The organism is Methylobacterium tardum (genome assembly GCF_023546765.1).
GTDB lineage: Bacteria > Pseudomonadota > Alphaproteobacteria > Rhizobiales > Beijerinckiaceae > Methylobacterium > Methylobacterium tardum.
In genome coordinates this window covers 20,563-47,352 of the sequence record NZ_CP097485.1, presented here as the reverse complement: position 1 = coordinate 47,352, position 26,790 = coordinate 20,563, and the positions used below count along the sequence as shown (strand labels likewise).

38 protein-coding genes are annotated in these 26,790 nt (G+C 64.4%); 10 read left to right on the top strand and 28 right to left on the bottom strand.

All coding sequences use genetic code 11. From position 1 onward, the window contains the following. Positions 1-677 precede the first annotated feature (677 nt). From M6G65_RS33370 to M6G65_RS33350, 5 genes are all read right to left on the bottom strand, one after another. Positions 678-986, bottom strand: a complete 309-nt coding sequence (locus M6G65_RS33370; RefSeq protein WP_238200110.1) for a hypothetical protein — start codon at positions 984-986, stop codon at positions 678-680. Further along, a complete protein-coding gene (locus M6G65_RS33365) occupies positions 986-1,531 on the bottom strand; it encodes a hypothetical protein (RefSeq protein WP_250104344.1) in 546 nt (181 codons plus the stop codon). The genes M6G65_RS33370 and M6G65_RS33365 overlap by 1 nt, the downstream gene beginning before the upstream one ends. Before the next feature lie 90 nt (positions 1,532-1,621). Further along, positions 1,622-2,656, bottom strand: coding sequence for a hypothetical protein (locus M6G65_RS33360; RefSeq protein ID WP_250104343.1), 1,035 nt, complete (start codon positions 2,654-2,656; stop codon positions 1,622-1,624). 58 nt (positions 2,657-2,714) lie between these two features. Beyond that, positions 2,715-2,999, bottom strand: coding sequence for a hypothetical protein (locus M6G65_RS33355; RefSeq protein ID WP_250104342.1), 285 nt, complete (start codon positions 2,997-2,999; stop codon positions 2,715-2,717). A gap of 85 nt (positions 3,000-3,084) precedes the next feature. Then, complete coding sequence (locus M6G65_RS33350) at positions 3,085-3,375, bottom strand: hypothetical protein (protein ID WP_238200117.1); 291 nt, start codon at positions 3,373-3,375, stop codon at positions 3,085-3,087. Between the two features lie 117 nt (positions 3,376-3,492). Between M6G65_RS33350 and M6G65_RS33345 the strand changes: the two genes are divergently transcribed. The 4 genes from M6G65_RS33345 to M6G65_RS33330 all read left to right on the top strand — a co-directional run bounded on the left by M6G65_RS33345 (position 3,493) and on the right by M6G65_RS33330 (position 6,877). Further along, positions 3,493-3,726 (top strand): helix-turn-helix domain-containing protein, encoded by a 234-nt coding sequence (locus M6G65_RS33345; protein WP_238200118.1) that lies wholly within the window; start codon positions 3,493-3,495, stop codon positions 3,724-3,726. A 21-nt stretch (positions 3,727-3,747) separates the two neighbouring features. Further along, entirely contained in the window at positions 3,748-4,836 is a 1,089-nt protein-coding gene (locus tag M6G65_RS33340; protein WP_238200119.1) for a helix-turn-helix transcriptional regulator, read from the top strand. Between the two features lie 468 nt (positions 4,837-5,304). Continuing rightward, the gene (locus M6G65_RS33335) at positions 5,305-5,991 is read left to right on the top strand and encodes a hypothetical protein (protein ID WP_238200120.1); all 687 of its coding nucleotides are present in this window, start codon (positions 5,305-5,307) and stop codon (positions 5,989-5,991) included. 178 nt (positions 5,992-6,169) lie between these two features. Continuing rightward, complete coding sequence (locus M6G65_RS33330; RefSeq protein ID WP_250104341.1) at positions 6,170-6,877, top strand: hypothetical protein; 708 nt, start codon at positions 6,170-6,172, stop codon at positions 6,875-6,877. Positions 6,878-7,013: 136 nt separating this feature from the next. Here M6G65_RS33330 and M6G65_RS33325 read toward each other — a convergent pair whose 3' ends face one another. The 11 genes from M6G65_RS33325 to M6G65_RS33275 form a co-directional block, all read right to left on the bottom strand. Further along, positions 7,014-7,214 carry a hypothetical protein gene (locus M6G65_RS33325; RefSeq protein ID WP_250104340.1) on the bottom strand — a complete coding sequence of 67 codons (201 nt, stop codon included), beginning with the start codon at positions 7,212-7,214 and terminating at the stop codon, positions 7,014-7,016. A 443-nt stretch (positions 7,215-7,657) separates the two neighbouring features. Continuing rightward, the gene (locus tag M6G65_RS33320; RefSeq protein WP_238200329.1) at positions 7,658-8,536 is read right to left on the bottom strand and encodes an ATP-grasp fold amidoligase family protein; all 879 of its coding nucleotides are present in this window, start codon (positions 8,534-8,536) and stop codon (positions 7,658-7,660) included. 324 nt (positions 8,537-8,860) lie between these two features. Next, positions 8,861-9,064, bottom strand: a complete 204-nt coding sequence (locus tag M6G65_RS33315) for a hypothetical protein (RefSeq protein WP_238200331.1) — start codon at positions 9,062-9,064, stop codon at positions 8,861-8,863. Positions 9,065-9,073: 9 nt separating this feature from the next. Beyond that, on the bottom strand, positions 9,074-9,259 hold the full coding sequence (locus M6G65_RS33310) for a hypothetical protein (protein ID WP_250104339.1): 186 nt from the start codon (positions 9,257-9,259) through the stop codon (positions 9,074-9,076). Positions 9,260-9,553: 294 nt separating this feature from the next. After that, on the bottom strand, positions 9,554-9,754 hold the full coding sequence (locus M6G65_RS33305; RefSeq protein WP_238200335.1) for a hypothetical protein: 201 nt from the start codon (positions 9,752-9,754) through the stop codon (positions 9,554-9,556). A gap of 4 nt (positions 9,755-9,758) precedes the next feature. Further along, positions 9,759-9,962 (bottom strand): hypothetical protein, encoded by a 204-nt coding sequence (locus M6G65_RS33300; RefSeq protein WP_250104338.1) that lies wholly within the window; start codon positions 9,960-9,962, stop codon positions 9,759-9,761. 1,242 nt (positions 9,963-11,204) lie between these two features. Next, positions 11,205-11,339, bottom strand: a complete 135-nt coding sequence (locus M6G65_RS34215) for a hypothetical protein (RefSeq protein WP_488600470.1) — start codon at positions 11,337-11,339, stop codon at positions 11,205-11,207. Between the two features lie 123 nt (positions 11,340-11,462). Further along, positions 11,463-11,840 (bottom strand): hypothetical protein, encoded by a 378-nt coding sequence (locus M6G65_RS33290; RefSeq protein WP_238200147.1) that lies wholly within the window; start codon positions 11,838-11,840, stop codon positions 11,463-11,465. A 129-nt stretch (positions 11,841-11,969) separates the two neighbouring features. Beyond that, positions 11,970-12,131, bottom strand: coding sequence for a hypothetical protein (locus M6G65_RS33285; protein ID WP_250104337.1), 162 nt, complete (start codon positions 12,129-12,131; stop codon positions 11,970-11,972). A gap of 403 nt (positions 12,132-12,534) precedes the next feature. Further along, the gene (locus tag M6G65_RS33280; RefSeq protein ID WP_238200149.1) at positions 12,535-14,187 is read right to left on the bottom strand and encodes a porin; all 1,653 of its coding nucleotides are present in this window, start codon (positions 14,185-14,187) and stop codon (positions 12,535-12,537) included. 494 nt (positions 14,188-14,681) lie between these two features. Beyond that, a complete protein-coding gene (locus M6G65_RS33275) occupies positions 14,682-14,852 on the bottom strand; it encodes a hypothetical protein (protein ID WP_238200150.1) in 171 nt (56 codons plus the stop codon). Positions 14,853-14,944: 92 nt separating this feature from the next. On the opposite strand from M6G65_RS33275, the gene M6G65_RS33270 reads away from it, so the two are divergent. Together M6G65_RS33270 and M6G65_RS33265 are read left to right on the top strand one after the other, a co-directional pair. Continuing rightward, the gene (locus M6G65_RS33270) at positions 14,945-15,193 is read left to right on the top strand and encodes a hypothetical protein (protein WP_238200151.1); all 249 of its coding nucleotides are present in this window, start codon (positions 14,945-14,947) and stop codon (positions 15,191-15,193) included. A 918-nt stretch (positions 15,194-16,111) separates the two neighbouring features. Then, positions 16,112-16,291 (top strand): hypothetical protein, encoded by a 180-nt coding sequence (locus M6G65_RS33265; protein WP_238200153.1) that lies wholly within the window; start codon positions 16,112-16,114, stop codon positions 16,289-16,291. Between the two features lie 414 nt (positions 16,292-16,705). Here M6G65_RS33265 and M6G65_RS33260 read toward each other — a convergent pair whose 3' ends face one another. Beyond that, entirely contained in the window at positions 16,706-16,876 is a 171-nt protein-coding gene (locus M6G65_RS33260) for a hypothetical protein (protein ID WP_238200155.1), read from the bottom strand. 707 nt (positions 16,877-17,583) lie between these two features. Between M6G65_RS33260 and M6G65_RS33255 the strand changes: the two genes are divergently transcribed. Together M6G65_RS33255 and M6G65_RS33250 are read left to right on the top strand one after the other, a co-directional pair. Further along, the gene (locus M6G65_RS33255; RefSeq protein WP_238200157.1) at positions 17,584-17,796 is read left to right on the top strand and encodes a hypothetical protein; all 213 of its coding nucleotides are present in this window, start codon (positions 17,584-17,586) and stop codon (positions 17,794-17,796) included. Continuing rightward, positions 17,793-18,464 (top strand): recombinase family protein, encoded by a 672-nt coding sequence (locus M6G65_RS33250; protein ID WP_238200159.1) that lies wholly within the window; start codon positions 17,793-17,795, stop codon positions 18,462-18,464. Before M6G65_RS33255 ends, M6G65_RS33250 begins: the two co-directional genes overlap by 4 nt. Before the next feature lie 292 nt (positions 18,465-18,756). On the opposite strand, the gene M6G65_RS33245 is transcribed toward M6G65_RS33250, so the two are convergent. Then, complete coding sequence (locus M6G65_RS33245) at positions 18,757-19,125, bottom strand: hypothetical protein (protein WP_238200161.1); 369 nt, start codon at positions 19,123-19,125, stop codon at positions 18,757-18,759. Positions 19,126-19,214: 89 nt separating this feature from the next. On the opposite strand from M6G65_RS33245, the gene M6G65_RS33240 reads away from it, so the two are divergent. Continuing rightward, entirely contained in the window at positions 19,215-19,403 is a 189-nt protein-coding gene (locus M6G65_RS33240; protein ID WP_238200163.1) for a hypothetical protein, read from the top strand. Positions 19,404-19,433: 30 nt separating this feature from the next. Here the strand turns inward: M6G65_RS33240 and M6G65_RS33625 are convergent, their stop codons facing one another. The 4 genes from M6G65_RS33625 to M6G65_RS33225 form a co-directional block, all read right to left on the bottom strand. After that, positions 19,434-19,556, bottom strand: a complete 123-nt coding sequence (locus tag M6G65_RS33625; protein ID WP_283214921.1) for a hypothetical protein — start codon at positions 19,554-19,556, stop codon at positions 19,434-19,436. 263 nt (positions 19,557-19,819) lie between these two features. Further along, positions 19,820-20,206 carry a hypothetical protein gene (locus M6G65_RS33235; protein WP_238200164.1) on the bottom strand — a complete coding sequence of 129 codons (387 nt, stop codon included), beginning with the start codon at positions 20,204-20,206 and terminating at the stop codon, positions 19,820-19,822. A 2-nt stretch (positions 20,207-20,208) separates the two neighbouring features. Continuing rightward, a complete protein-coding gene (locus M6G65_RS33230) occupies positions 20,209-20,868 on the bottom strand; it encodes a ParA family protein (RefSeq protein ID WP_238200165.1) in 660 nt (219 codons plus the stop codon). Positions 20,869-21,131: 263 nt separating this feature from the next. Beyond that, positions 21,132-22,073 carry an IS630 family transposase gene (locus M6G65_RS33225; RefSeq protein ID WP_250102897.1) on the bottom strand — a complete coding sequence of 314 codons (942 nt, stop codon included), beginning with the start codon at positions 22,071-22,073 and terminating at the stop codon, positions 21,132-21,134. Between the two features lie 443 nt (positions 22,074-22,516). Here M6G65_RS33225 and M6G65_RS33220 point away from each other — a divergent pair, with 443 nt between their 5' ends. Next, positions 22,517-22,804 (top strand): hypothetical protein, encoded by a 288-nt coding sequence (locus M6G65_RS33220; protein WP_238199961.1) that lies wholly within the window; start codon positions 22,517-22,519, stop codon positions 22,802-22,804. Between the two features lie 405 nt (positions 22,805-23,209). Here M6G65_RS33220 and M6G65_RS33215 read toward each other — a convergent pair whose 3' ends face one another. The 6 genes from M6G65_RS33215 to M6G65_RS33190 form a co-directional block, all read right to left on the bottom strand. Continuing rightward, positions 23,210-23,686, bottom strand: a complete 477-nt coding sequence (locus M6G65_RS33215; protein ID WP_238199983.1) for a Ros/MucR family transcriptional regulator — start codon at positions 23,684-23,686, stop codon at positions 23,210-23,212. A gap of 112 nt (positions 23,687-23,798) precedes the next feature. Continuing rightward, complete coding sequence (gene ctrA, locus M6G65_RS33210) at positions 23,799-24,500, bottom strand: response regulator transcription factor CtrA (protein WP_238199962.1); 702 nt, start codon at positions 24,498-24,500, stop codon at positions 23,799-23,801. Positions 24,501-24,990: 490 nt separating this feature from the next. Further along, positions 24,991-25,320 carry a helix-turn-helix domain-containing protein gene (locus M6G65_RS33205; protein WP_250104352.1) on the bottom strand — a complete coding sequence of 110 codons (330 nt, stop codon included), beginning with the start codon at positions 25,318-25,320 and terminating at the stop codon, positions 24,991-24,993. Then, positions 25,308-25,556 (bottom strand): hypothetical protein, encoded by a 249-nt coding sequence (locus M6G65_RS33200; protein ID WP_250104351.1) that lies wholly within the window; start codon positions 25,554-25,556, stop codon positions 25,308-25,310. The genes M6G65_RS33205 and M6G65_RS33200 overlap by 13 nt, the downstream gene beginning before the upstream one ends. Next, the gene (locus tag M6G65_RS33195) at positions 25,553-26,422 is read right to left on the bottom strand and encodes a phosphoadenosine phosphosulfate reductase domain-containing protein (protein WP_238199966.1); all 870 of its coding nucleotides are present in this window, start codon (positions 26,420-26,422) and stop codon (positions 25,553-25,555) included. The genes M6G65_RS33200 and M6G65_RS33195 overlap by 4 nt, the downstream gene beginning before the upstream one ends. Continuing rightward, positions 26,419-26,700 (bottom strand): hypothetical protein, encoded by a 282-nt coding sequence (locus M6G65_RS33190; protein ID WP_238199968.1) that lies wholly within the window; start codon positions 26,698-26,700, stop codon positions 26,419-26,421. Before M6G65_RS33190 ends, M6G65_RS33195 begins: the two co-directional genes overlap by 4 nt. Positions 26,701-26,790 lie beyond the last annotated feature (90 nt).

Sequence of the window (26,790 nt, the reverse complement as noted above, 5' to 3'; positions counted from 1 at the left end):
CAGGGTGATTCGGTCGGCCGCCTCGATGGCGCACCTCAACTCGTCGGCAAACATGGTTCTCGGCCCCGTGAAAGGGCCGCAACAGGTCGTTCCGGGCCGCCGCAGGGGCGTCCGGTCCACAAGGCAAAGCCTCATCGTCGCGGGAATTGGCGTTCCCGCTTGACGCCCGGGGGCGTCTCATGGCTTGTGAGGGGTGCATTGGGGCCTCACAGGCCTTTTCGATTTCGACGGCCCTCCAGTTTGGCGACTGGGGGGCCGTTGGCTTTTCAGGGGTCGACTTGCGGCGGCGTGGTCTCCTGATGCTCCCGGCGACTCGCACAGAGCGCGCGCCAGCCGGACATGGCATGTCGGCCGGGCGGCACGGTTAAGTCAACGTTGAGGTCCGCCATGGGGCTACTGGATCGCTTGCGAGATGTGTTGCGCGAGCGGCTTAGTCAGCCGCTGCTCCAGAAGAACAGGGCCTACGGGCAGCCTGGGAGGCGGCTGATCGATTGGGGCAGCGATCACGAGGATGCTGGCGCCGATATCTCGGCCGAAATGAATGCGTCCTTCCCGCCGCGATCCGATGCCATGCTGCGATCGGGTTTTGACCCGCATCGCGATTATGATGCTGAGCGCGCACGAGCGTCGCGGCAGTTCTCCGATGAACTCAAGCGCACATGGCAGGCGGGCAAACCCTACAGCCCGTGGGTTTCAGGCGCTGCTTGGTGGGTAGGGCTCTGAGGCGCCTTCAGCGTCACGCGCACGATAGCGACGTGGGGCGGCTCGGGGATGCCGAGCAAGGCGCTGATCGCCTCGTGCAGTGTCAGCCACCTTCGCATCAGGCGCAGCGGGCCGGCGTCAGCGAGACCGTAGCCCAGCGACACGACGACGTGCAGCCGAAGGTCGAGGAGGCGCACCCGCGCCAGCAGGATCAGCAGCCGGGCGAAGTCGGGCCGAGACAGGCGCCGGATCTGCTGCGCCAGGGTCGGGAGCGTGGTCGGCATCAGGCGCGCTCCAGCAAGTCGGCGAGGAAAGCCCCGGCCGCCGCGATGACGTTGCCGCGGCCGCGCCAGGGCAGGATCTCGGCCTCGGTGGTCAGGATGGCCGGCACCTCCGGCAGCACGGTCTCGGGCAGTTCCTCCTCGGGGTCTTGAGCGTCCCCGCACCGGAATGCGCGAGCGGCGTTCGTGGGGAGCGACTGCTGGACGGAATGGCAAGTCGGCCTAGCTCTACCGCGTCGGCGTTCCGCCGACCTCCACGCCCGTCCTGATTGCTCGCCCCACGTGCTAACCGGGCGGGCGTGGATGCTGAGATCCGGCTCGGCAAAACGGAAACCGTTTTCGAGAAGCGAAATCGTTTCGCATTTGCGCTCCCCAGCTCCGGCATCGCCGTCCATGCGATCCAAGACGGCAATGATGCGGTCTGCGGCGTCGAGGGCGATCTGGGCCGCCTCCTCCAGGCTGGCGCGGAGCGCAGAGCCAGCCAATGGCTCCAGGGCCTCGGGGGCGATCGGTTTCGGACGCGGGGTGAAGGTGAGCACGTCGCCCATGGTGTCAGGTCTCGGGTCGCGATGAAGGGAAAGGCCCGGCAGGGCTCGGCCGGGGCGGGACGCACGGCTGCGAAGGCAGGCGGGATCAGTTCAGCGCCGCGCCTGCTCGGCGGCCCAGGCCGTGAGTTCTTGAATGAAGCCAGCGGTCTCGGCGTTGTCGCCGTTGTCGATGATGCGCTCGGCCACGGCCGCGAGGCGGGTCCTCCGGTCCCAGAAGTCCGTCGGCTGACGGCTCTGCAACTCGTCGGCGGCCTTGCTCTCGACGGTGGTCAGCTCGTCCGCAAGCCAGTGCAGCAGCCGGCCGGCCGCGTTGTCCGCACAGCACTCCATGACGCTCATTGCGTAGGCGACGCTCGACAGCTCGCGCATCCGCCCATGGAGGGCTTGCAGCTCGCGGATGTCTGCGGAAGCGAAGTCGACCTGATCAACGATGTTTGAGTGAGGCAGCTCGGGGGACAGTTTGTCGAGGTGCAGTTCCCGGCGAATGCGCCTGATGTCCTCGGCCTCGGTCCCCGGGCTGACGCGACGATGAAACTCGGCCCAAGCGGCCCCGCGGAGGCGGGCGAGCTCGCGCGCGATGCCGTCCGAGACCGGGACGAAGTTGGACGGCTCCAGAGCCGGCGAGGCCATGAAGCCGGGCGGCGGGTCGTACCAGTCGACCGGCTGGACGGGCGCGCATGCGCCGGCCGCGGCGATCAGGGCGTCCGCGGCGTGATCGGCGGCCGTCATGCCCGGCTCTGCGCCGCGGTGCCCTTTCAGCACCGTGCCCCAGCACTCGGCGAGGGCGCGGTAACCCTCGGGTGTGCTCGGCCGCACGGCCCGCAGGCGATCGTAGGCGGCGCCCTGCGCGTCCTCGAGTTCGCCCACCAGGTCGTCCGGCGCCTCGGCGTCCAGCACCTTGCTGAGGGCATCCCAGCTCGCCCGGAACACGGTCGCAACCGCGAGGGCAGGATCCGGCTCGCCAGCCGGATGCAGCACCTGCGCTGTGGCGCTGGGCGATGCAGGTTTGGCGGCCGGCGCCTTGGATGCAGCGAGGCGAGCGGCGGTCTCCGTGGCGCGCTCGCGCAGGGTGGGCCGGACGGGGTCGCGGCCGATGAGGCGCCGCAGGGAGGTGCGCAGGGTCATGTCGTGGATCTCCGGATGAGGTCCGCGAGCCCGGGCCCGCGGCAGGTTGCGGGGCAGGTCAGAGCAGGGAGGCGAAGCCGGTCAGAACGATGCCGCCGCCGATGATGGCCACGGCCGCTAGCAGCTCGCCGGCGACATCGAGGAAGCGGAAGGCGCGGGCGTGCGGGGTCTTGGGGCGGACCGGCTCGGCGATCTCCCAGGCGGCGAGCTCGCCGGGCAGCGGCTCGTTCGGGAGATTGAGGAACCGGCCGTCGACCGGGAGGCGGCGGCGCGCCGTCGAGGTCAGGTGCGGGGCGCGGACTGGCGCGGGCTGCGAGAAATCGGGAATGCGGGCGTGCGTCATCGTTCGGGCTCCGGTGAGGGCTCGTGGCGGTGGGTCGGAGGTGGAAGGGGCGCCCCGTGGTGGGGCGGGTCAGACCGCTAGGGGTTCAGTGCGCAGCGGCGCGGTGGGCGGCCTTGGCGACCTGCCACGTGGCCTTGAGGGCGGAGGACATCGCCTCGGCGCGGGAGACGCCGCACCGCTCCTGAATGCCAGAGGCGGCCTTGCAGGCGGCGGCCATGATGGCGGCGCGGTCGTAGCGGCCGGCGACGACGAGGGGGCGCGTGCGAGCGCCGAGCTGCACCAGGGCGCGGGCGCCGAGCATGCCGGCGGGGATGGCCGGGCGGCTGTCGTGCAGGGAGCGGGAGATGCGGTTCCAGGAGACAGTGCGGTGGGGCATTTGCGGGGAGGCCTCAACCTGAGTTGATATTGCATCAACTAGGCTTGAGATTGCCACACAAGTTGAGGATGTCAACACCGCAGTTGATATTTTCTCGCCTCCAGCTATGATTGTGCCATGTTGAAGCCTGAGCAAATCCGTGGCGCCAGAGCGATGCTCGGCTTGACGCAAGCGGAGGTGGCCAAGCGCGCTGGCATCTCGACCACGGGCCTCAACAACATTGAGCGTGGGTCCTCCGACCCCAAGGCGTCCACGCTGACGGCCGTGCAGCAGGTACTCGAAGCCGCAGGCGTCGAGTTCACCAACGGCGGCGAGCCAGGCGTGAAGCTGCGCCGGAGGGATCAGTCGTGACGCAGCGTGACGCCGGCAGTCATGTCTGATCCGCGGGACGATCTCGTAGACCGGATCTACGAAGCCGCCGTCCTGCCGGAGCTTTGGTCGGCAGTTTTAACCGACCTCGCGAGCTACGGCGGCGCAGATGCGGCGGTGCTGTTCACCGCTGATTTGGATAGCTCTCGGTTCGTCACCACACCGAACTTCGCAGACAGCATCCTCGCCTACATCGAGGAGGGCTGGTTTGCCCGAACTGATCGCACGAGGCGCTTGCTCGCAAAACGGCACGCCGGGTTCGTCACGGATCTCGACGTTTTCACACCAGAGGAATTCGCCCGCGAGCCGGTCTTCCGCGAATTCCTGATCCCTCGTGGGTTCGGAATGGGGGCCGCCAGCGTCATCAACGTTCCTACGGGTGATCAGCTGATTTTTGATATCGAACGGGTCATCGAGCGAGGACCTATTCCGCCGGATGCCGTAGCCCGGCTTGACAGCGTGAGACCGCATCTCGCTCGTGCGGCCACGATGTCAGCCCGTCTGCGTATGCAGACGGTACGAGCAGCAGCGCAGGCGCTGGAGACTGTTGGCCTCCCAGTCGCGGTTCTAGGGCGCAAAGGGCGCGCCCTGGCCATGAACCAGAGTTGCGAACGCCTCCTGCGCGAGATGATCCATGACGGGCCTCGCCTCGTTTTGGCGGATCCGGCGGCAGATCGGCTACTGGTTCGCGCCCTTATCGAATTGTCGACCGAGGCAAACGCCTCAAGTCGATCCATCCCTCTGCCATCTCGTGGTGATCAGCCGGCGACCGTTCTTCATCTGCTGCCAATCCGGCGTGCGGCCGCTGACTTGTTTGCGGCGGCCGAGGCTATCGCTGTGTTCACGCCTTTGACGGCTAAGCACGTGCCAGGCCTATCGGTTCTTGAGGGGCTGTTTGATCTGACGGCCGCTGAGGCGCGTGTGGCTCGTGGGATTGCAGGCGGTAGCACAATCGCTGGCCTGTCGGTCGAGTTTGGTACATCGCCAGCGACCGTGCGATCGCAGCTTAAGGCTGTGATGTCGAAAACGGGCACTGCGCGGCAAGCGGAACTGGTCCAGCTCCTAGCCGGCGCCTCATTGCCTGTGCCTTGATCAGGGTTGACGAAGAGCAGACGCGCCGCCGGCATGGAGCTCAACCCCGAGAACGGCGGCGGGGCCGGGATCCGGTTCCGAGAGCGGAAGGGGTAGGCATCGGAGCGGTCCGCTCGTACCACTGAGCACCTGAAGGCGAAGGGCTATCTGAGTGAAGAGTGCGCTAGAATGGCGCAGCGCTCTCGGATCAACACCCTTGATCGGGCGAAAGCGGAAGCATCACACAAGCCCTACCGCTGTAGATCGCCCTTCGCAGCTCCAATAGCTACGCTCTGCCGAGAGCATAATTTGAGCACTTCTTGCATAATCTGGATAAGTTTTTGCCTCACGTTTCGACATTGACTTTAATCCCAGCATCATCTCAAATTGAAATCTTGTTGGAGTTCGTAATAATTCTAAATTCCGGGCATCTGTCTCGTACTGAAGGTGGCTTCCGTGGGTTACAGATTTAGAAACCTGACTGGAACCATGTCCAAAGCGCTTGCGCTTGAGATCACCTCGAAAGGCTACGCAGTCGTTGAAGATTATGTTGGACCCGACGATCTGCGCATGGCGCAGGCGTTCGTTTTCGATGCCGTTACTGCGAATGGAGGCGAGTACATCGGCTTTGCCGGCACTCAGGATCTGGGCGATACGTTCTTAGCCAGTCTGCCGGCCGATCCGGACTTCGTCGCGCTGTGCCGGAATATCTACGAGAGTGCCATCGGTCAGCCTGCGCCGGACGTGGGTTTCTATCAGATCCTGCGGTGCCTTTCAGGAGGGAGCGCCAAGAAACACTCGATGCGCTTCCACTTCGACTCCTACATCCTGACGGCGCTCATCCCTATTACGGTACCGGATCACGGCAATCCTGGTCGACTGGCCATCCATCCCAATACGCGTGATATTCGCAGAACCTACCTCGGCAATCTTATCGACAAGGTGCTGGTCGACAATCGTCTGTCCCAGGCGCTGTTCAACTGGGCCTACCACCGAGGCAGTAAGCGCGTGGTCCGCCTCTCCCTCAAGCCCGGGAGCCTATACCTTTTCTGGGGCTATCGCTCTCTGCACACCAATGAACCGTGCGACGCTGATGCAATCCGAGCGACTGCGCTTTTGCACTACGCCGACCCACATGCAGATAGCTGGATCAAGCAAAGATTGCGACGGCACTGAACAGCTTGCCGGGCAGCAGAGGCTTAATCAGCTTTCGCCATCTGGCGCGGAAGAGGTTGCCGGAAGCTGAGGCCGTGACCCGGACGGCGGTAGGGGCCGGCCAGCTTGCGCTCCACTACGTCGTGCTACTGTAGCCGACACGGGGTGAACTCGGCTCGATTTAGCCGATTGTGTTGCCATGGAGGAAACCATGACAACATTGCGCACTCTGGTCGCCGCCTCAATCCTGAGTTCGTTGCCACTGGGTGCTGTGTTCGCCCAGGCAGACCAGACGGGGACCGGAGGCGGACCGCTTTCAGCCGAGAAGGCGCCCAACACCACCGTGGTCGGGCAGACGAAGCCACCGAGCCGCAATGCCAGCCCAACCTCGGTCAAGCCTATTGAGCGCCTGACACCTCGTCAGGCCGCAGACGACGCGATCACCACTCGGGTGTGTACCGGATGCAGAGGTGAGCCCAGCACTACAGGTTCTCTCCCGACACCGTCCACGCCCGTCAGCTCGCCGGAGAGGCGCGACGTGCAACTGGATGAGCTCCGCACTGCGACCGAACCTAAAAAGCAGTCGGACCTCGACACAGTCGCGTTGGCGTCCGCTCACCGTGAGCAAGCGAAGTCGGCTGAGGAGAAGACCAACGGTCTCTGGCAGTCGTGGTTGGTCTCGGTCTGCGATGGCTGTGGCGACCAGAAGCCTGCCAAGGCGCTGAAGGTGGAGGACTGGCCGAACCGCAACGTGCCGATGACGACCGGTTCGGTGGATCAGAAAGCCCCTTCCGTGAAAGCGCACCACAGCGAAGCCAAGCGAGCCGAGGTCCACCATCACGGGAGCCTCGAAGCGGACCTCTCGCCTGAGAACGTCGACGCGATCAGGCGCATGCCGCAGCAGTGATGTAGTTGATCAGGGCGCGAGCGGATCCACCCTCATCCGCCGGGCCGTGAGGAACGGCACCGAACCCCGTCAGCCCGTGATCAGATCGGGCGACGGGGGCTTAGCTTGCGTGGCAGCAGATCCTCGCCATCCCACGTCAGCCTACGTGACTGCGCCTCGGCTGCGTCCGTTCAAGTTGCTGAGCCAATCGCTTCAGCTGAACGGTCGGGCTCTCATGTGGCGCATCTCTGGTGCCCACAACCGGATGCTCCCACTCCTCCAGCAGATCGATGCAGATCAGCAGGATGCCGCAGGAGATCGCCACAAAGATCGCGGCCCAAACCACCGTATCCAGCATATCCGTTCGGCCGACGTGAAATCCTTTACAGTCAATTAACGAGCATGGTTAACGAACGGTTAAGCTTGCTCACAGGCGGGATAGCCATCCTGGCGCAGCCCGCCGGGTTAGCGGCGCAGGCGCGCAGGGCTTCGAGGTGACGGCCACGGACCGGCGTCTTCGGTTCGGAGGGCACGGCTAAGCCGACGCTGCGGCCATCGGGCGATGGCGAGCACTCTCTAGCGGCTCGTCACCCGATCGTTCCCGCACGCCGGCGGCGACCTCCTCGGCCTGCACGAAGACTTCTCGCCTTGCCATTCTGCCGCTCCGCACCGCCTCTGCGAGCAACTAGAACGGAACTGGAACGATGGGGAGTGGCGGTCCGTCCAATCACGGCCTAGACGGACTGCCATTACCGACTGAATGCCCTCCGCTGCGAGCTACCTGCGCATCCACTCTATTTTTCATTTCTTCCGATAGTAAATTTCATCTGAGTCAAAGTACGTTCCCCAGACGCTATCCATTTCCGGCGGATTAAATTTGTCCTTGGCTGCACCTGGGGTGAATGTCAGCTCCCCAAAGACAATTCGGCCATCGATATTGTATAGATCTACCCTTACATAATTGAAGCCGCGCGATAGCTCTGCGGCGACTCGGAGCAATTCATCCAAGTTATCCGGCTTATGTATACTGCTTGGATCTTTTCTACTGTGCCAATGATTGACATCGATAGGACTCCAGTCGCGGTCGAATAGGTTAACGCGATGGTCTGTAAATCGGCCTGTGTGCACCTGTACGATCTGGCGCCGATTACCGCCTTTCTCAAAGCAATGAATTTTAAAATCGTCGGCTAATTCACCTCGTAGGGTGAGAAGCTCTTCAAATACAATCATTGGCGGAATGTAATCATAATGTCTCTCTAGGTTTATTTTAGAGTATTTCATTTTCAGCCATGAGGCAGCAGCGTCGACAATCTCCGAGGAGTCTGTCAACGTCTTGTCGGTGATCAATTTTACCCAACCTGACCCGTGAGTAGCTTTCATTGCAAAACTACTGGGAAGATTGTCAAAATCAATGTCATCCTCGCGGGAAACTACATCGTATAATCTTGTGAGGTATTCACTACCTATCCTTTGTCTCACATACTCACGGACAAAAAACTTGTCAGTTAGAGGGCCGTAGATCTTCTGCGGATGCAAAATGCGGCTTGCAATCTTCTCGCTAAAGGTCCGCTGCTCTAGAAAATTTGGCCAAACACCGTGGGATCTACGATGTAGGCCATAAATCATAATTTTTCTCGGCACAAAGCGCTGGATGAAAAGCCTGATCTGATGCGGTGTCATCGTATCCCCAGCAGGTAATCATTTCTTTTATAATCCGATTAAAAACACCAACACTAACTCCAGTTGCAAAGTAAACAACGGGTAATGTACTTAAGTTGTTCAACTTGTTGATCTGCGATCAACTGCCCTCGGTCAGACACTGTCCGCTGCCAGCAACTCGCGGCCGGCCAGGTTCAAGTGCCGCGCGTACCGTCTAGTCCGACCCTGGGTGGCCCGCCCCTCGACGTAGCCGAGTTCCCGCAGCACCGGCAGCGCATTTGATGGGCGTCGTGCCGCAAACCGCCCGGGCTGGCCGAGACGGCGCATTCAGTTCGGAAGACATCGTCAGCGCGCCGCTTGAAGCATCCAGTTCCGGGCAACCGCCAACTGGTCGACGTCTTCGGCATCCGGCATGGCGGCGATGACAGCCTCCACGATCCGGCGGACCGCGCGGTCATCAAGGCCCAGCCCCTGCGCATAGCCGTGCAGGCGGCGCGTCAGACCGGCGACGGTGGCTTCGCCGGGAGGGTCGCGTTCTTCATCTGCCATGGTCGCGCCCTACTGCAGCCGCCCCGGCCCGTCCATCAAGCCGCGGCGCCGGGCGAGTGTCAGCAGATCGCCGAGCGTGATCCACTCGCCGCCGTCCACCCGCCACCGTTCGAAATCTTCATCGGGCATGACTGTGTAGCCCAGCGCGATCAACGCCTCGACCGCCTCAATCATCGGATCGAAATCGGCGAGCATGGCTACGCCGATGCAATGATCATGCGCTGGTGCGCTGCGGCAAGGCGCTCAGGGGATCTCAGCCTCAGGGCTGCCCCTCAGCGAACACGAACAGCATAGCAGCGAGCATGGTGAGCGTTCCGAAGGTGTACGCCGCAAGGATGTCCCGCCGATCACCGCGTCGGCCTTTATGAAGGTCGGAGCCCAACTTCATCCCAGTCGCACCAGTCACGAAGCCGCCCGTCATAACGGCCGCAAACGAGATCCAACCGGTGATCGTGTGAGGTCCCATCAATCTTGAAGCTCTCAGGGCGCCTATGCCGACGCGACCAGCAGCCAATTGCGGGCACGGGCCAAGCGGTCGTGATCCGGCATCAGTGGCATATCGGCGATCACTCGCTCCGCGATCAGGCGGACGTCGAACTCGTCGACGCCGAGGCACTGCGCGAACCCATAGAGCTGCCGCATCAGTCGGGCGACGACGATTTCGTGGTCGGGATCCGCCGTATCACTCATGGCGCTACACCGTCGCGAGGATCATGCGGGCCCGCGCCTCGACCAAGCGCTCGCCGGTGTTCTGATCCGGCATGTCGAAGACAACGCTCTCGACAACCTGCCGCGTGGCCGCCTCGTCCAGGCCTAGCCCGCGCGCGAAGCCGTCCAACCGCCGCATCATGTGCTGGATCGCGGCGCGCTCGTGTAGGGTCTCGGGATTGTCGCTCATCTCATCATCTGTTGAGCGCTCGGCAGCAGCAGAGCGGCGCCGGCGGCGACCATTGCGTACATGGCGTCACGGTCAGAGTAGGCGGCTTCGAAATCTCTGAGAGCCAGGGTGTGCGCCAGCCTTGCGCCGTTTGTTCAGTAGCGATCCTCAACCGCGGCTCCTGCCCCAGGCTCAGGCTCATCGGGAACCGCGAGGGGAGCCTCCGGCTCGGAGCGCGAACGCGACGTTGCTCGCTTGTTCACCGAACTTGTCGCTGACGGAGATTTCGCCGCGGGTGAGGTGCTGGGCGGCCCCACCTTTCCTATCGGACCAGGAGGCCCTTGGGGCCCTCGTGGTCCGGGCGGCCCGGCTGGGCCAACTGCTCCGGCCATACCGGCTGGCCCCTGGGGACCTGCTGGTCCAGGCTCGCCCTGTGCACCGACGGGACCGGTCATTCCATAAGGACCGGGCGGGCCCATCGCACCAACCTCACCTTTTGGGCCTGCTTCACCCCTCGCTCCTGCTTCGCCGCGTGGTCCGGGCGGCCCTGCCGGACCTGCAAGCCCCGGAGCCTGTGGCCCTAGCTGGCCGCAGCCGCTCACCACTAGGTCGTGCGACTGTTTGGGTGTCCGAAGCGTCGCGATGCATGTGGCTGGGTGATAGACCACTCGAAATTCGAAATAGCCTCGGGCGTCAGTACGCTGAGGAAATTTGCCGTCGAGAGTGATTTCACTGTTTGGCTCGTCGGCGTACCCGAGAACCCACAGGTAACCGCCCGTGATCTTAGCATCCTCGACTTTCACGTCGGCATAGGCTGGTGTCATACCTACTGCGATCAGACCTGCGCTGAAGCGCTTGATCACTTGCCAACGCATCAAATTCCGTCCCTGGAGCTATGGCGCCCCCGGGACACCGTTTTGCAGCTGCGCCCGAAGCGTCGGCCGCTGCCGGTACACCCAGTGCGCGTCGGGTGCATTTCGTTCCAAAGATGCTCTCGCGTTCGCCGCTTCTGCATCAGAATTGAGATGATGAAAATGCCCCATCGTGGGACGGGCTAGTCCTGCCCCTCCATGTAGGCGGCAGCGGCCGCCGCGATCTCATCGTCCGACACCTCGGACTTGCGGTGCAGGTCGCCGACGCGGGGGATCTTTTTGGCCATGCCCGGGAGCTATGGCGGTACCCCTGCTCCGTCTACCGCGGCGAAGAACAGCACCGAACCCTATTGGCCGGAGGTTGGATCGGGCGGCGGGGCAGAGCCGGATTTCAGGTGAGCGCCTGGGGATGCAGCGACATCGTGCCTGAGAACGTCTCCGGCTTGAGCGGGCAGCCGCTGTGTGCCCTCCAGTGCCTCATCGTCTTGCCGAAGCTGGGACCGCTGTAGGCACCGTTGATCGACACCCGTCCGCGGCAAGCTGGGCAGCGCTTTACGGCCTCCGCATAGCAGCTCACGGCCTCGTCCGAGGCTGACGAGACGCCATGTGCCCTCGACCTGCACTTCGCACGTTCCCGGATCCAGGACTGTCATAAATGGGGTGGGCTCAGGCGAGCGGACATGGCGGCAGTAGTTACCGCGGTTCGGAACACCTTCTCCTTCGGCCCTGGCCGCGCCACCATCCTGGCGAATTCCTCCGACATGGCGACAGCTGCCGCTATGTCGAGGCTGTGACCGCTGGCAAAGCGATACGGTCCTGCGGCAGGATTGTGGACGTATGCATCGACCGCTGCGACGATCTCGGAGCTGGTGATCGTGCCAGCCTTGCGTAGATCCGCGAGCGTCAGGCGTTTGGTGGCCATGACGGTGAGGTACTGCAGCGTACCGGCATGGTCTATTTCATAGGTTTGCCGGGCGTTCGCTTCGGCCCCGACCTCGTGTACGCGGCAAGCGACACGCTCACGCACCTGGACCCATCACGCCAGACGACCGTGCCGAAGTGGATTGTCAGCCCGCCTGCGGTGGTGGTGATCCGGCCGCCGGCCTCCTGAGGATCAGCCCGCCTAGGTCATGGACCACTTAGCGACGCGCGGCGTCTACTCCGCCGAAGCCGCCGCGAGCAGCCAATTTCGGGCCCACTCTACACGCTCGTCGTCTGTGTGCAGCGGCATATCGGCGACGACCTGTTCCACGATCCGGCGCGCAGTCGCCTCGCCGAGGCCGAGCCCGCGAGCGAACCCGTCGAGCCGCCTCATCATGTATGGGATCGTCGCCCACTCCCGCTGGGCTTCAGGCGTTTCTGCGCTCATCCCTGGACCGGAAAGCCCATGATGTCGGCGGTCCTCACCATCGTGAGGCGCGAGCCAAGCATGGTTGCCTTGTCGGCCAGCAGCTTCTTGACCTGCAGGTGCATCTTGATCGCCTTGCTACGTCCGCTCGGTGGCCGGACCTGCAAGGTGAATGCCTCGACGTCCTCACCCCTCGGGTAAGGCAGCGGTGACCGCCTCAATCCCGTCGTCCGTGATTTTCGATCTGCGGCGCAGGTCCAGGCGCGCTGGAGAGTACAAAAAAGCCCGGCCTTTCGGCCGGGCGAGTGGGGTCCCGTTGCACGGGGACATCAAGATCGGAGCTTTGGAGAACACCCGATCCCGATCTGGGAAACTAGAAGTCGCGCTGGACGCGGAAGCGCACCTGCGAGATTGAGTCCTTGGTTGCAGTGGCAGGGTTGAAGGTGCCGTTGTTGATGCCAGCAACGTTGGCGTAGGCGGTCGGGCTCTTGTCCTGATCAATCGCCCGGCCGCTCTTCAGGCCGATCTGCGTGTAGAAGGCCTCGACGCCGATATCGAGATCCTTGACCGGCGACCAGATGATGCTGCCGCCCGCCACGAACTGATAGGTGTCGCGGAGAGCTTGGCTCAGCTGGAAGAACCGGGTGCCCGGCGTACCAACCGCATTGCCGCCGAAGGTGTTGGTGCCATTCGGGTTCACAAGGTTGAAGATTGCGCCCTGAGCGAGGCGCGCGCTCTGGGAGAAGCTCTGCTCGCCGTAGGAGCCGAAGAAGGCCGAGCGCCATTCCGGCGTCCAGTAATGCAGGTACGACGCCGTCGCCGTGAAGCTTGTCGACTGCTCAAGCTGGCCGGTGAACGGGTTGACCGTCGCATCCGAGAAGTACTGTGTGAACTTCTGGCCCTGGATCGTCGTCGTAGCCTGCGTGTAGCAGCCGGTGTACGCGCAATAGCCGGTGTACATCTGAGCGCCAGAACCGTAGGCGCCCTGCAGGTAGAGGGCATCGCCCGGGGCAATGAACGGCGCGTTGATCTTCAGGCCGCCCTGAACCGCCCAGCCATACGAGTTGTTGGTGTGCGGGATGCTGACGTTCGAGCCGGTGCCGGTGCCGGCGCCGTTGGCAACGTTGCCGACGTTCAGCTCGTGCACGGCAGCGGAGAGCTGGGCCGAACCCCAAGCTTGGTCGAGGCGGGCGACGCCGACGAAGTCGGGCATGCGCGAACGCTCAATGACGTCGATGAAGCTGTAGCGGGTCGGGACGCCGCCGGTGTAGCCGATGAAGACCGGAGTCGGCTGGTTGGTCACGCCGAAGTTCTGCGTGCTGCCGGTGTTGAGCATCGGCGACACGGCGAGCGGCGAGAAGATCGGGGTGCGGCGGAAGACCGGATCCTCGATCGAGAGCGTCGCCGAGAGGCCGTTGCCGATCGTCGCCGTGTAGGCGAGCAGGTTGGTCGAGAACACGTCCGAGCCAAGAGTGGCGCCAGCGAACTCGAAGTCGTGGGCGTAGAAGTCGAAGAACGAGGAGGCGCGACCGGCGGTCAGGCCGGCGAACTGTATGAACGCCTTGTCGACGTTCACGAACTGCTGATCACGGCCGAACTGATCGGTGCCGATGCCCGGGAAGGCCTGGCCGATGCGCTGCTGCGTGCCGGAGGTGCCGACGCCGGAGTAGCCGGTGCGGGCGCCGGCATCGAGGCGGACGAAGGCGCGCAGGGTGCCGTAGGCGGTCTGGGTGCGGGCATCGAGGTTGATGCGCATCCGGCCCTGGTAGCCCGACGTATCGCCGGCATTCGTACCGGATTGGCGGGTGTAGCTGGGCTGGAAGCCGCCTTCGAACCGAGCGCGGCCCGAGACGCGCAGGCAGGTGTCGGTACCGGGAATGTAGAAGAAGCCGGCGCCATACGCGCCGCAGACACGGACGTACTCGATCGGAACCGCCTTCTTGACCGGAAGATCGGCGGCGTGGGCACCTCCAACTGCAGCAAACGCAGCGGCGGATCCAAGCAGAGAGCTTTTCAAGAACCTCATCGATAACCCCAAAGCTTCGAGACCAGCGGTGCGGCAGCGCCCGATTGTTCGGATCTCGCCGCTTTGTCTTTGTTTCTGCCCGCATCTATCGCCGGGCTTGCGTGCCAACGGCTTACGGCGCCGGCTGAAGGCTATTGGATCTGAGGATAGACAATAAGCAACCGGAATATTTCCGCGTGACACACGTTGATATGTATCGTTGCTAGAAAAACACGGATTTAGACAAGATATTTCTGTATGTTTCTGCATATATAATCTGCAATAGAGCTTATAAAATGACCCACGGAAGCGTGTGCGCCTGCGTTTTGTTCGTTTGATCCGGAAATTTGCTTTCCGATCCAGCATATTGCTTCGTCGCGCATCGCTTGAGCACAAAGCGTGGGCCCACCCGGCAGCTGCAACGGATGCGATCCCTAGGCTGTCGCCGGAAACAAGCGAGCGGTCTCACCAGGAGCTGCGCATTCGCCTGATTGCTGAGACTGGCCTACTACCGCTCATCCCTGAACGGGGAAGCCCATGATGATGGCGGTCTTGATCATAGTCCGGCGCAGGTCGCCGAAGCTGGGGATCTCTATGTCCATGGCGCCCGGTAGCGCGCTCTGGTCCACCCATCGAGGTGAGGGCGTGGTGGCACTGAGCACATACAGTTGCTTGTCGCGGCTCACAGGGACGTGATCGGGCTGCACCAGTTCGGTTAACCTCGTTCAGATCGCAGCCATCGTGAAGTGGCTATGGCCCTCGCATGGCAAACCGGCCCATGACCCTCGACCTGTTCGATACCCTCGACATCGTCGACGATGACGTGGCGGCCGTGGTGGACGCCTACATGGCCGACCCGACCTCTGGCCCGGTTTCGTTCGGCGAGGGCTACCGGATCGACCCAGCTGCGGCTGTAGCCTCGCACCCATTCGCAAACACACTGATCGGGCAGCCCTGGGCCAGCGTGGAGCTTCGGCGAGCCGCCGTCCGCGCCGCCATCATGCTCGCGCAACCGGAGCGGATGTAGGCCGGTAGGTGCGATCATGCTTCGCCGGGGGCGGGCGACTGCACAGGAGATCGTGAGGTCCAGATGGTGTGGCCAGCATCGTCCTTCAGAACGGCCAGCCCTGATCGAGGACCTAAGAGGCGCGCGAACCGAGCCTCGGCCTCGCTGATCGCCTCCGCCTCTGTACGGGCAGCGATCTGCTGGGTATCGAGAGCGATGCCGCTCACGCACCCTCGGTGGACCACACATTGAAGGTGGAACACGGCCATGCTTTGGAGAAGCACGAGGCTGGCCAAACGGATCCATACACAGAGTCAGGCAGCCAGATCTTCGCTGCTCGCCCGGCCTCGTCCGGAGGTCCTGCACTACCCTTTCGGCTCACACGCTGGTGAGATCGGACACCCAGCAGGATGACTTTGCTGGGCTGCGCTCGGCCGCATCCGGCACGCCGGTGCTATCCGAGGGCGGCACCCGAGCTCGCTATCAGACCACGCGCCTCATTCCTCGCCGACCCTGGCGTGATCCGCCGGGCGCTTAATGCACGGCTGGCGCAGGGCCAGGAGCCGAGCAAGGTGGCTTGCCGATGTGCTACGCAGCCGCTGGCAAGGCGAATTTCCCCATGTGTATATCGGTTGTAACTATACAAACGGCATCAATGACATTCGCTTTGTGGAGATTTTGTACGTAATATCAATTAAAGAATGCATGTCTGAGAGGGGCTGTGTTGGAGCATTTGTTCTGGCTTTCAGCCTTCGTGGCACTGATTGGATCAGCCGCCCTGATTACCGTCGTTGCTGCCCTGCCTCAGCGTCATTCTCCGATGCTGGATTTCGATCACCGGCCTGCAAACCGGTTTTTTGGCCGGCGAAAGGGTTGGCAGTTCTTGAGGCGCCGGAAGTAGCCTTACCGACGTGAGATGTTAACTGCGCGCGACCCGTCATGCTGGCGGCCTTTGACCGGGTGATAGAGCGCCCGGCGGGCAACAGCGCCCAAGCCGGCATCCGCAGCGACCACAAGGCGGCTGAAGCTGGCGACGCGGATGCGGCGGCGCTACCCGCCAACCACCAAAGCGTTGGCCACAAGGCGGTTGACCAAAGCATCCCGCCTCGCCTGTCGTAGTACGATGCGGGCTGCGGCTCGGGCATTGGCCGCGCGCAGCTCTCCTTGCGCACGGCCATCGCGCAGAGCGCGCCACGCCATGGCACGAAACCATCGCACGTTGGCGAGGGCCACGGCACGACGATCGAGAGCCGGCCCGCGTCCATGCGGGTCGGCCAAAACTTCGGGCTGCATTGAGGTCAATCCTGGGCGGCAGAGATACGCCCGCCCGCACACTAATACCGGGATGCCACACCTGTCTCTGCGGAGCAATACTGATCTTGAAGCAGGAATGGCAGTGCTGGTGTCGTGCAGTGCTCATGCTGCGGCCAGACGCCTCCGCGTCGCGCAGCTGTCGCGCCTCGTGGATCGCCTTGCGGATCAGGCCTGGCGACGGCCATGAGGAGTGCCACGCCAATGGCGAGCGACGCCCGGCTATTCATCGGAGGCGTCGGCCGGCTGTTCCGCTATCGCGGCAGAGGCGACGGTCGTGCTGCCGATGGCCTGCCGGAGCTCATGACGAGCCACGCCATCCGCCAGCACCACTAAGGCGGCCATCAGCACCACGGCGAGGGCAACACGAACAAAGATCGGGCGAGTAGGCATGGGCGGCATCCGGCGACCCATCCGCCCTAGCAGGCGGACGGATGCTCGGCTGCCGCGCCGCGGCCACACGGATCAGCAATCTTCATCGGGATGTTACAGCAGCCATTTAGGAGCATCACCTACTGCGTAATCTGAGTAGAGGCCTTATGATGCCGGCTCATTATTGTATCGACCCGCTTGATCCGTATGCGGAGCAAGAGGTTCTCGTCACTTACGAGGATCATAGGCCGCTTGTGGCGATAAAATCGGCGGTCGATAAAGAAGGGTTCGACATTATTCCAGATCTATCTGACGAGTGCGTCAGGATCTTACAGTTAGAGATAGCTGTCTATCATGGCTATCTAGAGCCATATGCATGGGCGCAGCATGCAGTAGACGTGATAGCTGCGCCGTAAGCGACCTGAAAGCCTCGGAGTGATAGCCCGAGCAGCTGCGGGTTCGCCTACTCGCAGACGCGCACGCGGCGGATATGCTCGATGCCGTAGGGGTCGATGAAGCCTCGCGATTGAAGGCGCGGGCCGAGCCAGGGGGTATAGGCTCGGCCCGCCTGCCGTTCGGCTTCACCCCCGATGAAGCCGTAGCGACGCCATAAAGCACCACGATCCGGTTAACGATCCGTTAACCACCTTGCGCCAGCCAAGCCTGTGACGTCAGCACGAACCACCGTTCGTGCATCGGTCACACGAGCCGCAGGGAGCGGGAAGCGCATGAGCACGGCCGTCTGCCCGCGCTGCGGCCTGACGGATTTCGGGACGGACGAGCAGGGGCTCGCCGATACCGGAGCCTGGGCCGAGGAGTTCGTGCGCATGTGCGAGCACGTGCACGAGCGCCGGCACCTGAAGGATCTGCGGACCCACACGTGCCCGCATTGGGCCAAGGCTATGCAGGACGCCGCCGAGGCTCAGGAGAGGCGCCAGTGAGCGCCGGCGCCTTCGTTTCCTATCTGCGCGTCTCCACGGCACGGCAGGGGCGCTCAGGCCTCGGCCTTGAGGCGCAGCGCCAGGCCGTGGCCGACTTCCTCGCCGGCGGCGCATGGCGACATGTAGCCGAGCTCGTAGAGGTCGAGAGCGGGGCGCGCGACACGCGCCCTCGCCTCGCCGATGCCCTGGCACTGTGCCGGATCCACGGGGCGACGCTGGTGATCGCCAAGCTCGATCGCCTGTCACGTGACGCTGCCTTCCTGCTCAACCTGCAGAAGGCCGGCGTGCGGTTCGTGGCGGCCGACATGCCCGAGGCGAACGAGCTGGTGGTCGGCATCATGGCAGTGGTCGCTCAGGCCGAGCGTAAGATGATCAGCGCCCGCACCAAGGCCGCGCTGGCAGCTGCCAAGGCTCGAGGCGTGCAGCTCGGCAACCCGGGCAACCTGCGAAACCGGGCCCTCGGCGCAGCCCGGGCGGCGGACGCGCGGGCACGCAGGAGCGCGGCCCGCGCCGCCGACCTTGCGCCGATCCTGGCTGATGTACGAGCGGCAGGGGCAGTGTCACTTCGGCAGATCGCGGCGGCGCTGAACGCGCGCGGGATCCCCGCGGCGCGGGGTGGGGCGTGGACAGCTACACAGGTGCGTCGGGTGGAAGCCCGGGCACAATAATCGCTATAGGCGCCAACAGCAGGCTTCAGGTGCGTGCGAGAGTGAAGTGGCGCATCGTCGACTGACGAAGCCTGCGCCTCAGGGCGCTGGCGGGCGTATCACCACGACCGCGGGCGGGTTTCCGATCCACTTCGGCGCGGCCGTTCGGCGCGAGGGGTCCGGCCGCGGGAGTGATGCGTTAGCCGCATAGACGAGGTCGGGGCCGAACCGGACCAGCACGATCAGGATGATGAGGGCGGTGCGCATAGGGGGCCAACACGTGGACACGGCGTCCGCTCCCCTCGCCGATGCATCAGCCGCCCCTGGCAACAAATTCCCAGACCGGCACGCCCCAGACCTGACCGGGCTTGGTCCGGTAGCCCGAGAAGCGGTCGAACACGATCCGGTCGGGCTCAACGGCAACGGCGGGGCTGTCGTTGACCATCAGGGCGCCGGCATATTCCACGCGCAGGAAGCCGTGCTGGGGGTGAACGCCGAACAGCTGCGGCGCTGTCCAGCCGAGCCGGTACGCTTCGGCACCGTGCTGGTCGAGGAAGGCGAGCGCGTTCTCGCGCATCGCTTTCCACTTCGCCGGGAGGAGGTACCGGCACGGCGAGGCGTGCTCGGACAGGCGCTCGATCTGGTCGCGCCAGGAGGCGATGGCGGGCGGAAGGTCGGACATGTCGGCCGAGCTAGGGCCGAACGGTTGCTGAAACGGAAATCGTCCATCGGCGTTTCCCGGCACCCGTGTTGCGCCGCTGGAGAACGATCGTGCGGCTGATTGGCCCGTTTCCCCCGCCAAAGAAGAAGGGAAGGAGCTGGCTAGGCGAGCCGGCTCCCCTGACCCCCGACGACCGAAAAGACAGCGTGTTCCAGGCGGGCATGTTCGCGCTGATCGCGCTCGATCTCGTCATCAGGTTCGGGGCGGACCTCTGGCATCTGCTGCAGCCACCCGGCTAGCCGGAGCGCTCAGCCGATCTTCGCGCAGGCTTAGCGCCGATCCCTAACACGCGACGCCGGCCCTTTGCCCGCCTTGATGAACCTGCCGACGAACAGGCCCAGCGGGATCGACATCAGGAACCACGCCCGCAGAAATCGCAGCGCCTTCAGCACGAACCACTCCCTAGATGCCGCCCCTGCTCTACTCCCAAGTGGCGACGTGAGGGCCCCGTGCCCTGGCAGTTACTGGCCGTCTCGGCCGCACCGGCCGCGTTGACACACGCTCTATGGTGGCGATGGCGAACCCGATCCCGGCGGATACGCTCGACAGGCCGATGAGAAAGCCGGCCGTGATCATTCCGACCCCGGCCCGCTGACCGCGCCGGCTGCAGCTGCACTCAGGGCCGCCGCGAGGACTGCAACAAGGGCCATCTCGATCATCGCAGACGTCTCCCGTCCTCGGGTACCGCGGCCAGATCGACGTTGTAGCCCTTCGCAGCCAGGGCCTCGAGCACCAGATACTTTACCGTGACCCGGCGGTTTAGAGCTTCCTGCCGCAGCGCCGTCCACACCGGATCCGGCACCTCGAATTTGAGAGCTGTCCCCTTCACGGGGGCAATGGGGGTTTTGGGTTCTTGGGCAACTGGGCCAGCAGTAGGCATAGTCTCCGCCGGCGGCGGTACCGGCTCCTCGGCCCGCACCTCGGGCGCGGACGAAGGCCGGGTGAAGCCCAGGTCGCTGGTGGCGACAGCGAGCTGCTGGGCATCCTCAGGCGAGATCCGGGGCCGCGGGCGCGGTGCGGGCTGAAAGGCGGGCTTTATCATGCTCAGGCCGCCTGCTGCTGGATTGCCAGCACCTCAAGGAGCTCGCCCAGCGTGCCGGCGACCTCATGCAGGGCCTTTGGGTCACCATCGGGGTGGGCCGGCGTGGCGCCAGTGAAGTGGATCGACTGGTAGGCCGCGCGCTGGATGATCTCGGTCCGCAACACCGGGATGCTGGCGGCCTGGACCTCCGTGCGGGCGTGCTGCGCGACGCGGCTGCTGAGCGGCGACATCTGAGTAAACACTGCCCGGGCCGGGATCGGCCGGCGCAGCATCTTCTCCGCGCGCTGCACGACCTCGTACGTGCGGAAGACCTCCTGCAGGTCCATGCCGGACACCTTGCTCGGGATCAGCACGAGGTCGCTCTCTGCGATCGCGTAGGTGACCGCCTGCGAGGCAGCGCCCTCGAGATCTACGAACACGAGGCTGTAGCGCGAAGCGGCGTCGGAGATCCGGTCGAGGACCGTCTTCTCGGTCACGTCCGCGATCACGTCCACACCGCAATCCTCACCGGCCCGCTCGCGCCAGGAGGACACGTGCCCGTTCGGATCCGCGTCGATGATTGCGACGCTGCCGCCCTGCCGGGCGTATGCATCGGCCAAGCAGATCACCAGTGTGGTCTTTCCGACCCCGCCCTTGGTGCTGCACACGCTGATGACAGCCATTGCCCCAGTTCCCTGTTGCGCGCCTTCCCTAGCGCCCAAACGAGCTGAAACCCAAAAGGTCAACGAACCCTTAACCCGACAGCCCGAATGCCCAGAAGGGCAAATTCCCCTTTGGGTTCTTGGTCGCCGGCACATTCGCCCAATGGGCCAGGAGCACGGAAGGGTGCTTGGGCAATAGCGCGTTCGAGCTAAGGGGCAGATGCGCTGAAGGGTGGTTCAGAGTGCGGAATGGACACCGATAGGGGTGCTAGAGCGTTTTCGATTTAATCTGGCTCATATCCTGCGGCTCTGAAGAAGTTGGCACATTCGTCAGGTGTGATGGTGTCGATGAGCTGGCCGATGGCTGTCCATAATCCCTCGACGGTGCGCTCAGCGGCCTTGCGCAGCAGCGCCTTGAGCTTGGAGAAGGCCATTTCGATCGGGTTGAAGTCGGGCGAGTAGGGCGGGAGGAAGAGCAGCCGCGCGCCGGCCGCCTCGATAGCCGCGCGCACGGCCGGCCCTTTATGGCTGCCGAGGTTGTCCATCACGACGGTGTCGCCGGGAGTGAGTTCGGGCACCAGCACGCGCTCGACGTAAGTCTGGAAGGCGTCGCGGTTGATCGGCCCGTCCAGCACGAACGGCGCCGAGAGACCCGACAGGCGCAGGCCTGCCACGAAGGTTGTGGTCTTCCAATGACCGTGCGGCACGCCCGAACGAAGCCGTTCGCCGCGCGGGGCACGCCCGCGGGTGCGGGCCATGTTGGTCGAGGTCCAAGTCTCGTCAAGGAACACGAGGCGGGCGGGGTCGAGGTCGGGCTGGTCCTGGAACCACGCCTCGCGGGCGGCCTTCACGTCCGGGCGGTCCTGCTCCGTGGCGTGAGCTGTCTTTTTGTATGTCAGGCCGCGCGCGTCGAGGAAGCTCCACAGCGTGCCCAGCCCGACTGGGAGAGCGCGCTCCTCCCGCAGGCGGACCCGCATCTCCTCCAGGGTGACGTCATCCCGCTCGGCGATCAGGGCGCGCAGGAACGCCTCGTGCGGATCGAGCTTGGAGCGGCGTGCCCGACCTTGCGGACGGGCCGCCACCGTCCCGGTCGTGGCCAGCGCCGCCATCCAGCGGATCGCGGTCGCAGCCCCCACCCCGAAGCGCTTGGCCGCTTGCCGGCGCGACGTCGCGCCTGCGGCGTCCACCACCCGCTCACGCAGATCCTGGCTGTAGGGTCGGCCCATGACGTGCTCCTCACAGGAAGCGCGCAATGAATCAGCCCAAATGCCCTGCGTGAACCCCAACAGTCCGACTCAGCTCATTCCGAAAACGCTCTAAGGCTTTGATCCTCAAGGGAGCGGGTGGGTTCCTTTTGAATGCTGAGCACAGCCGAGGATCTGCGAGAGGATCCGGCCGGGCTGCGGGTCCGGGTCCGGAGGGGCAAGACCGATTAGGAGGGCAGGGCGCCGAGATCGCCATCCCGCACGGCCGCGGGGCTCGATGCCTCGACGTTCGGGCCGCACCCCCTGCGGGCCGGCTACATCACGACGGCCGCGGAGCGTGGGGCTGATCTCACCCGGATCATGGACCAGAGCCGCCACCGGGATCCGCGGACGGTGGTCGGGTACATTCGACGAGCGAATGCCTTCAAAGGGCACTCGGGAAGCGGGTTTTGTAGGAGCCGTCTATGTCCGGTCCGGATCTTGAACAGGCAGCGAAGATCATCGCCGAGAACGTCGTCTCTGCCCTTATGCGTGACCAACGATCTCCGCTGCGGGATACGGTGATGTCTCGCGATGCGGCCATGACCGCCATTATGGTCGAACTGCTGCGCGTCATGCCGACAGAGGACAGTGAGCGGCTCGCGGAAGCCTGTAACCGCGGCATCGGCGAATTGGCGATCACGGGCATGCTCGGCTCGCGCGTCGGGGCCGTCGATCCGGACGATGGATCGGTGACGATGCGGCAGGAATAAACGCATGACGCTGAAGGATACCTGCACTTACATAGCAGCTGCCGCCGGCCTGGCCTCCGGTGTCCTTTGGGTGGTCGCGTCTCGGGTCGGGGTTGAGAACCCCAGGGATCCGCCCGTCGAAGGGCCAACCGCGGACGGCGCCATAACTGTCCGGTCTGGAAGGCATCACCTGCTCCTCAGCCCGACGCTGCGCTTGCAATCGATCTGGAATAGCCGTGCGGCTATCGCGGCCGCGGTCGCGGCAATCGCGCAGGCGGTCTCCGTGTTGTTGCCGTAGAGAGACGCCCTCAGATCGCCCACGCCGACCCGCGTGGTGCCTGGATGGTCCGGGGGCGCCGCCTGCCGTAGCGGTCGTTCGGGGAAGCACAGAGGGCGCCCCTGCTTCGGCTACGACCCAGGAGGCTTTCAGACTTTCCGCGGCCGGCCGGCCCGCTTCGGCTTCTCGGAGACGCTGTCTGCAACCGCAGCAGACTTTGGAGCTGCCTTCCGACGCCCCTGTCCGAGTCCAAGGGACAGGGCAAGCTTGGAGCGCTGATCGGAATAGGCCTGCGCGGTCATCGGGTAGTCGCGCGGTAGGCCCCACTTCTCACGGTAGGCTTCGGGTGTGAGGCCCCTGATCGTCAGGTGACGGCGCAGCGTCTTGTAGGGCTTGCCGTCCTCGAAGCTGATCAGCGCGTCGTGGGTGATCGATTTCCGGATCTGAGCGGATGTGAGTTTCTCGACAGGCGCAGTGGCGTTCTCGCCACCCTGGTTCAGCCCGGAGAGCGCGGCGTGGACGCTGCCTAGCAGCTCTGGGAGGTCGGCAGGCCGGACGGGATTGTTCGACACGTACGCCGAGACGATATCGGCTGCTAGCTGAGTGAAGTTAACAGCTTGATCCATATTTACTTCTGCGATCTCGCTCACGGCGCACCTGCTTTAGAGAAGCAGTCAATGTGTGCTACGAACTCAGAAAATCAATGCACTATACGGTTTTTATTGTGCAACCTGATCTTCAGCTCGCCATAGCTCGCATCTCAGGAGCGTCCTCGCGTAGCACGTAGCCACGGCCCCAGACGGTCTCGATGTAGTTCTTGCCCTGGCTGGCATTCGCGAGCTTCTTGCGCAGCTTGCAGATGAACACGTCGATGATCTTCAGCTCGGGCTCGTCCATGCCGCCGTAGAGATGGTTGAGGAACATCTCCTTGGTGAGCGTCGTGCCCTTCCGCAGCGCGAGAAGTTCCAGCATCTGGTACTCCTTGCCGGTCAGCGGAACGCGCTTGCCGCTCACCGAAGCCATCTTCTCGTCGAGGTCGATCTCCAGATCGCCCATGGTGATGATCGATTGAGCGTGGCCCTGTGACCGCCGCACGATGGCGTAGATGCGCGCCACCAGCTCGTCCTTGTGGAACGGCTTGGTCAGGTAGTCGTCAGCCCCAAAGCCGAGGCCCTTCACCTTGTCCTCAATGCTGCTCATGCCGGAGAGCACGAGGATCGGGGTCTTCACCTTGGCCACGCGCAGCGAGCGCAGCACTTCGTAACCCGACATGTCAGGCAGGTTCAGATCGAGGAGGATGATGTCGTAATCGTAGAGCTTACCGAGATCGACACCTTCTTCCCCGAGGTCGGTGGTGTAGGTGTTGAAGTTCTCGGACTTGAGCATCAGCTCGATGCTCTGCGCGACGGTGGCATCGTCTTCGACCAGCAAAACACGCATGACGCCACCTCGAGCTATGGCGCCTCATACTTCCTCAACAATACCAAATGGTTAATAGGCGATCCTCCTGTTCAGTGCTCGGTGACGAACCGGGCCGCCCACTCGTCGGCGGTCATCTCTGGGCTGATCAGGTACAGCACGCCGTTGCGGACGCTGGCCTTGCCCTCCGCGACCCAGCGCTCCCAGTTCGCGAGCGCGTCGGCGGCCTCCAGGTCGCCAGCCTGATCGCCGATGGGGCGATCCGAGAGGATGGCGGTCGGCGCACCGGTGTCCAGATTGGACAGGGCACCGGCGATCTACGGGTTTTGACAGTCCTTTCGCGCGTGCGCGTACGCGAGGGCGGCCGGGTATTTTCTCAGGCGGTCACGCGGGGAATTTTCCGAGACAGTCAGGCCGGAAATCCGTGGACCGGGGCGGGGCGAGCGGCCGACTGACAGCAACAGGAGCAATGGCCCTCGCATCCAGGCGGCCAGCCCGCTCCGGCTCGGCTTCAACCAAGCTGTTCAACTTGGGCGCTCTCGGCCACCGCCTTCTGGACGGCCGCCACGGTCGAGGGCGAGACGCCGACACGGCGGGCGATCTCCCGGTTGCTGACTCCCGTGCTGAGTAGCGCGCGGACGGCCTCGCGAGCCCGCTCCTGCTTGCTGCCGGGGTGCTTAGGCTGATCGACCGCCGCGGGAGTCTGAATTTCGCGCCCCGTATGCGCGGGCGCGCGAGGCTGCGGCTGTTCGGGCTCGGGAAGGCGATCGACGGCCCCCAAAGGCTCGACGGCATCGGAAGGGGTGTCCAATGCCTCCAGCCGCTCGATCAACAGCGCCATCCGGGCCCGGACCCAGACGGCCGGATCCCGCTGCGCGCGCCGGTGTCCAATTCGGCCTGAACCCCCTTGGCGGTCGCGGCCATGCGCACGCCGCTGGCGATGTCTCGGCGCACCTCCAGCGGCAGGGAGGAGGCGGGACCGTCCGTCCAGCCCATGAGCGTCGGCCGGTTCGCCATGCCGCCAGGCGTGATCACGAAGGCGGCGGCCTCACGCAGGTCGAATTCATCTCGGGTCATGTGCTGTGCCTCCTGTGGTCAGTGCCTGCCGGTGATGCGCTCGACATCGGCCTGCATGGGCGAAGCTCCGGGGGCGGCGGGGCAGTCTCGGCCAGCACGGCCTCGATCTCTCGCGTCCTAGCGGCCACGAAGCCGAGCGAGATGCGGGCGGTAGAGCGCACGAAGGCCGCGGCGTGCGGCTCGAACCGATCCAGGACGCGCAACCGGCCGGGCTTCAGGTCAGCCGGACAGACAGCGCACTCCATCGATCCCTGAAACACGCCATGGTGTGGCGGGAGCGGAATGGCGTGTGCCGCGAGGTAGGTCAGCACGTCTGACGTGCTCCAGGCCCAGAGCGGCATCGCGGTCGTGACGTTGCTCGACATGATCTCGGCCATTCGCTCGGGGGTGGTGCCCTTGTCGGACTGCCTCTGGCCGTTGAGGAGGACGCAGGGCCGCTCGAACCGCGCGAGATAGGCGACGAGCGGCGCCATGCGGTTTTGCCGACAGCACAACGGCCACGGCCTCACGCGCGGCGAGTTCCAGTCCAGGCCCTCAAGATGCCCGATCGCCACCACGTCGACGGGCGTACCGTGCTCAGACCAATCGTCGAGCATGTCGCGCTCGGGCGAGACCTCGACGAGGCGCCAGCGCTCTCCGTGCCCGCGGACGAACGCGGCCATGTGGGCGGCCATGTAGCCGGTGTTCGACCACAGCAGGGTCACGCGATCCCGCCAAGGCTCGCACACGTGCAGGAGAGCGAGACTGTCCTTGCCGCCCGAGAACCCCAGGAACACGTGCTCGTGTCGGCTGTAGATGTCGCTCAGCGTGGCGCGGGCGGTGGCCGTAAGGTCGGCCAGGCGGGGGTTGGGTGCTGGGGCGGTCATTCGCGGATCCCCTCAAGATCGGCCCACAGCTTGGTGAGCACGGCTCTGCGCTCGTCCCGGCGGCCGGGCACGTCGCTGATCCGGTCCATGGCAGCCGCGAGCGCCTGAGGGCCGCCAGCGTCCAGGATGGTGCGCCCATGGCGGCGAATGGCGCTCCGATAGGCCTCAGCCGTCCTGCCGGTCGCCACGCCGGTTTCGATGCCGCCGAGGAGGCGCAGGACCGCCTGCTCGGCCTGGGCGATCTCGCGGGCGAGGGCGAGTTTCGCGAAGAGGTTCATGGACACCCCCGGCAGGCGTAATAGGGGTTTGCGGGGTTTGAGGGGTCCGTTTCAGCCGCTACCCGTAAACTGTCATGTACGCACACCCAT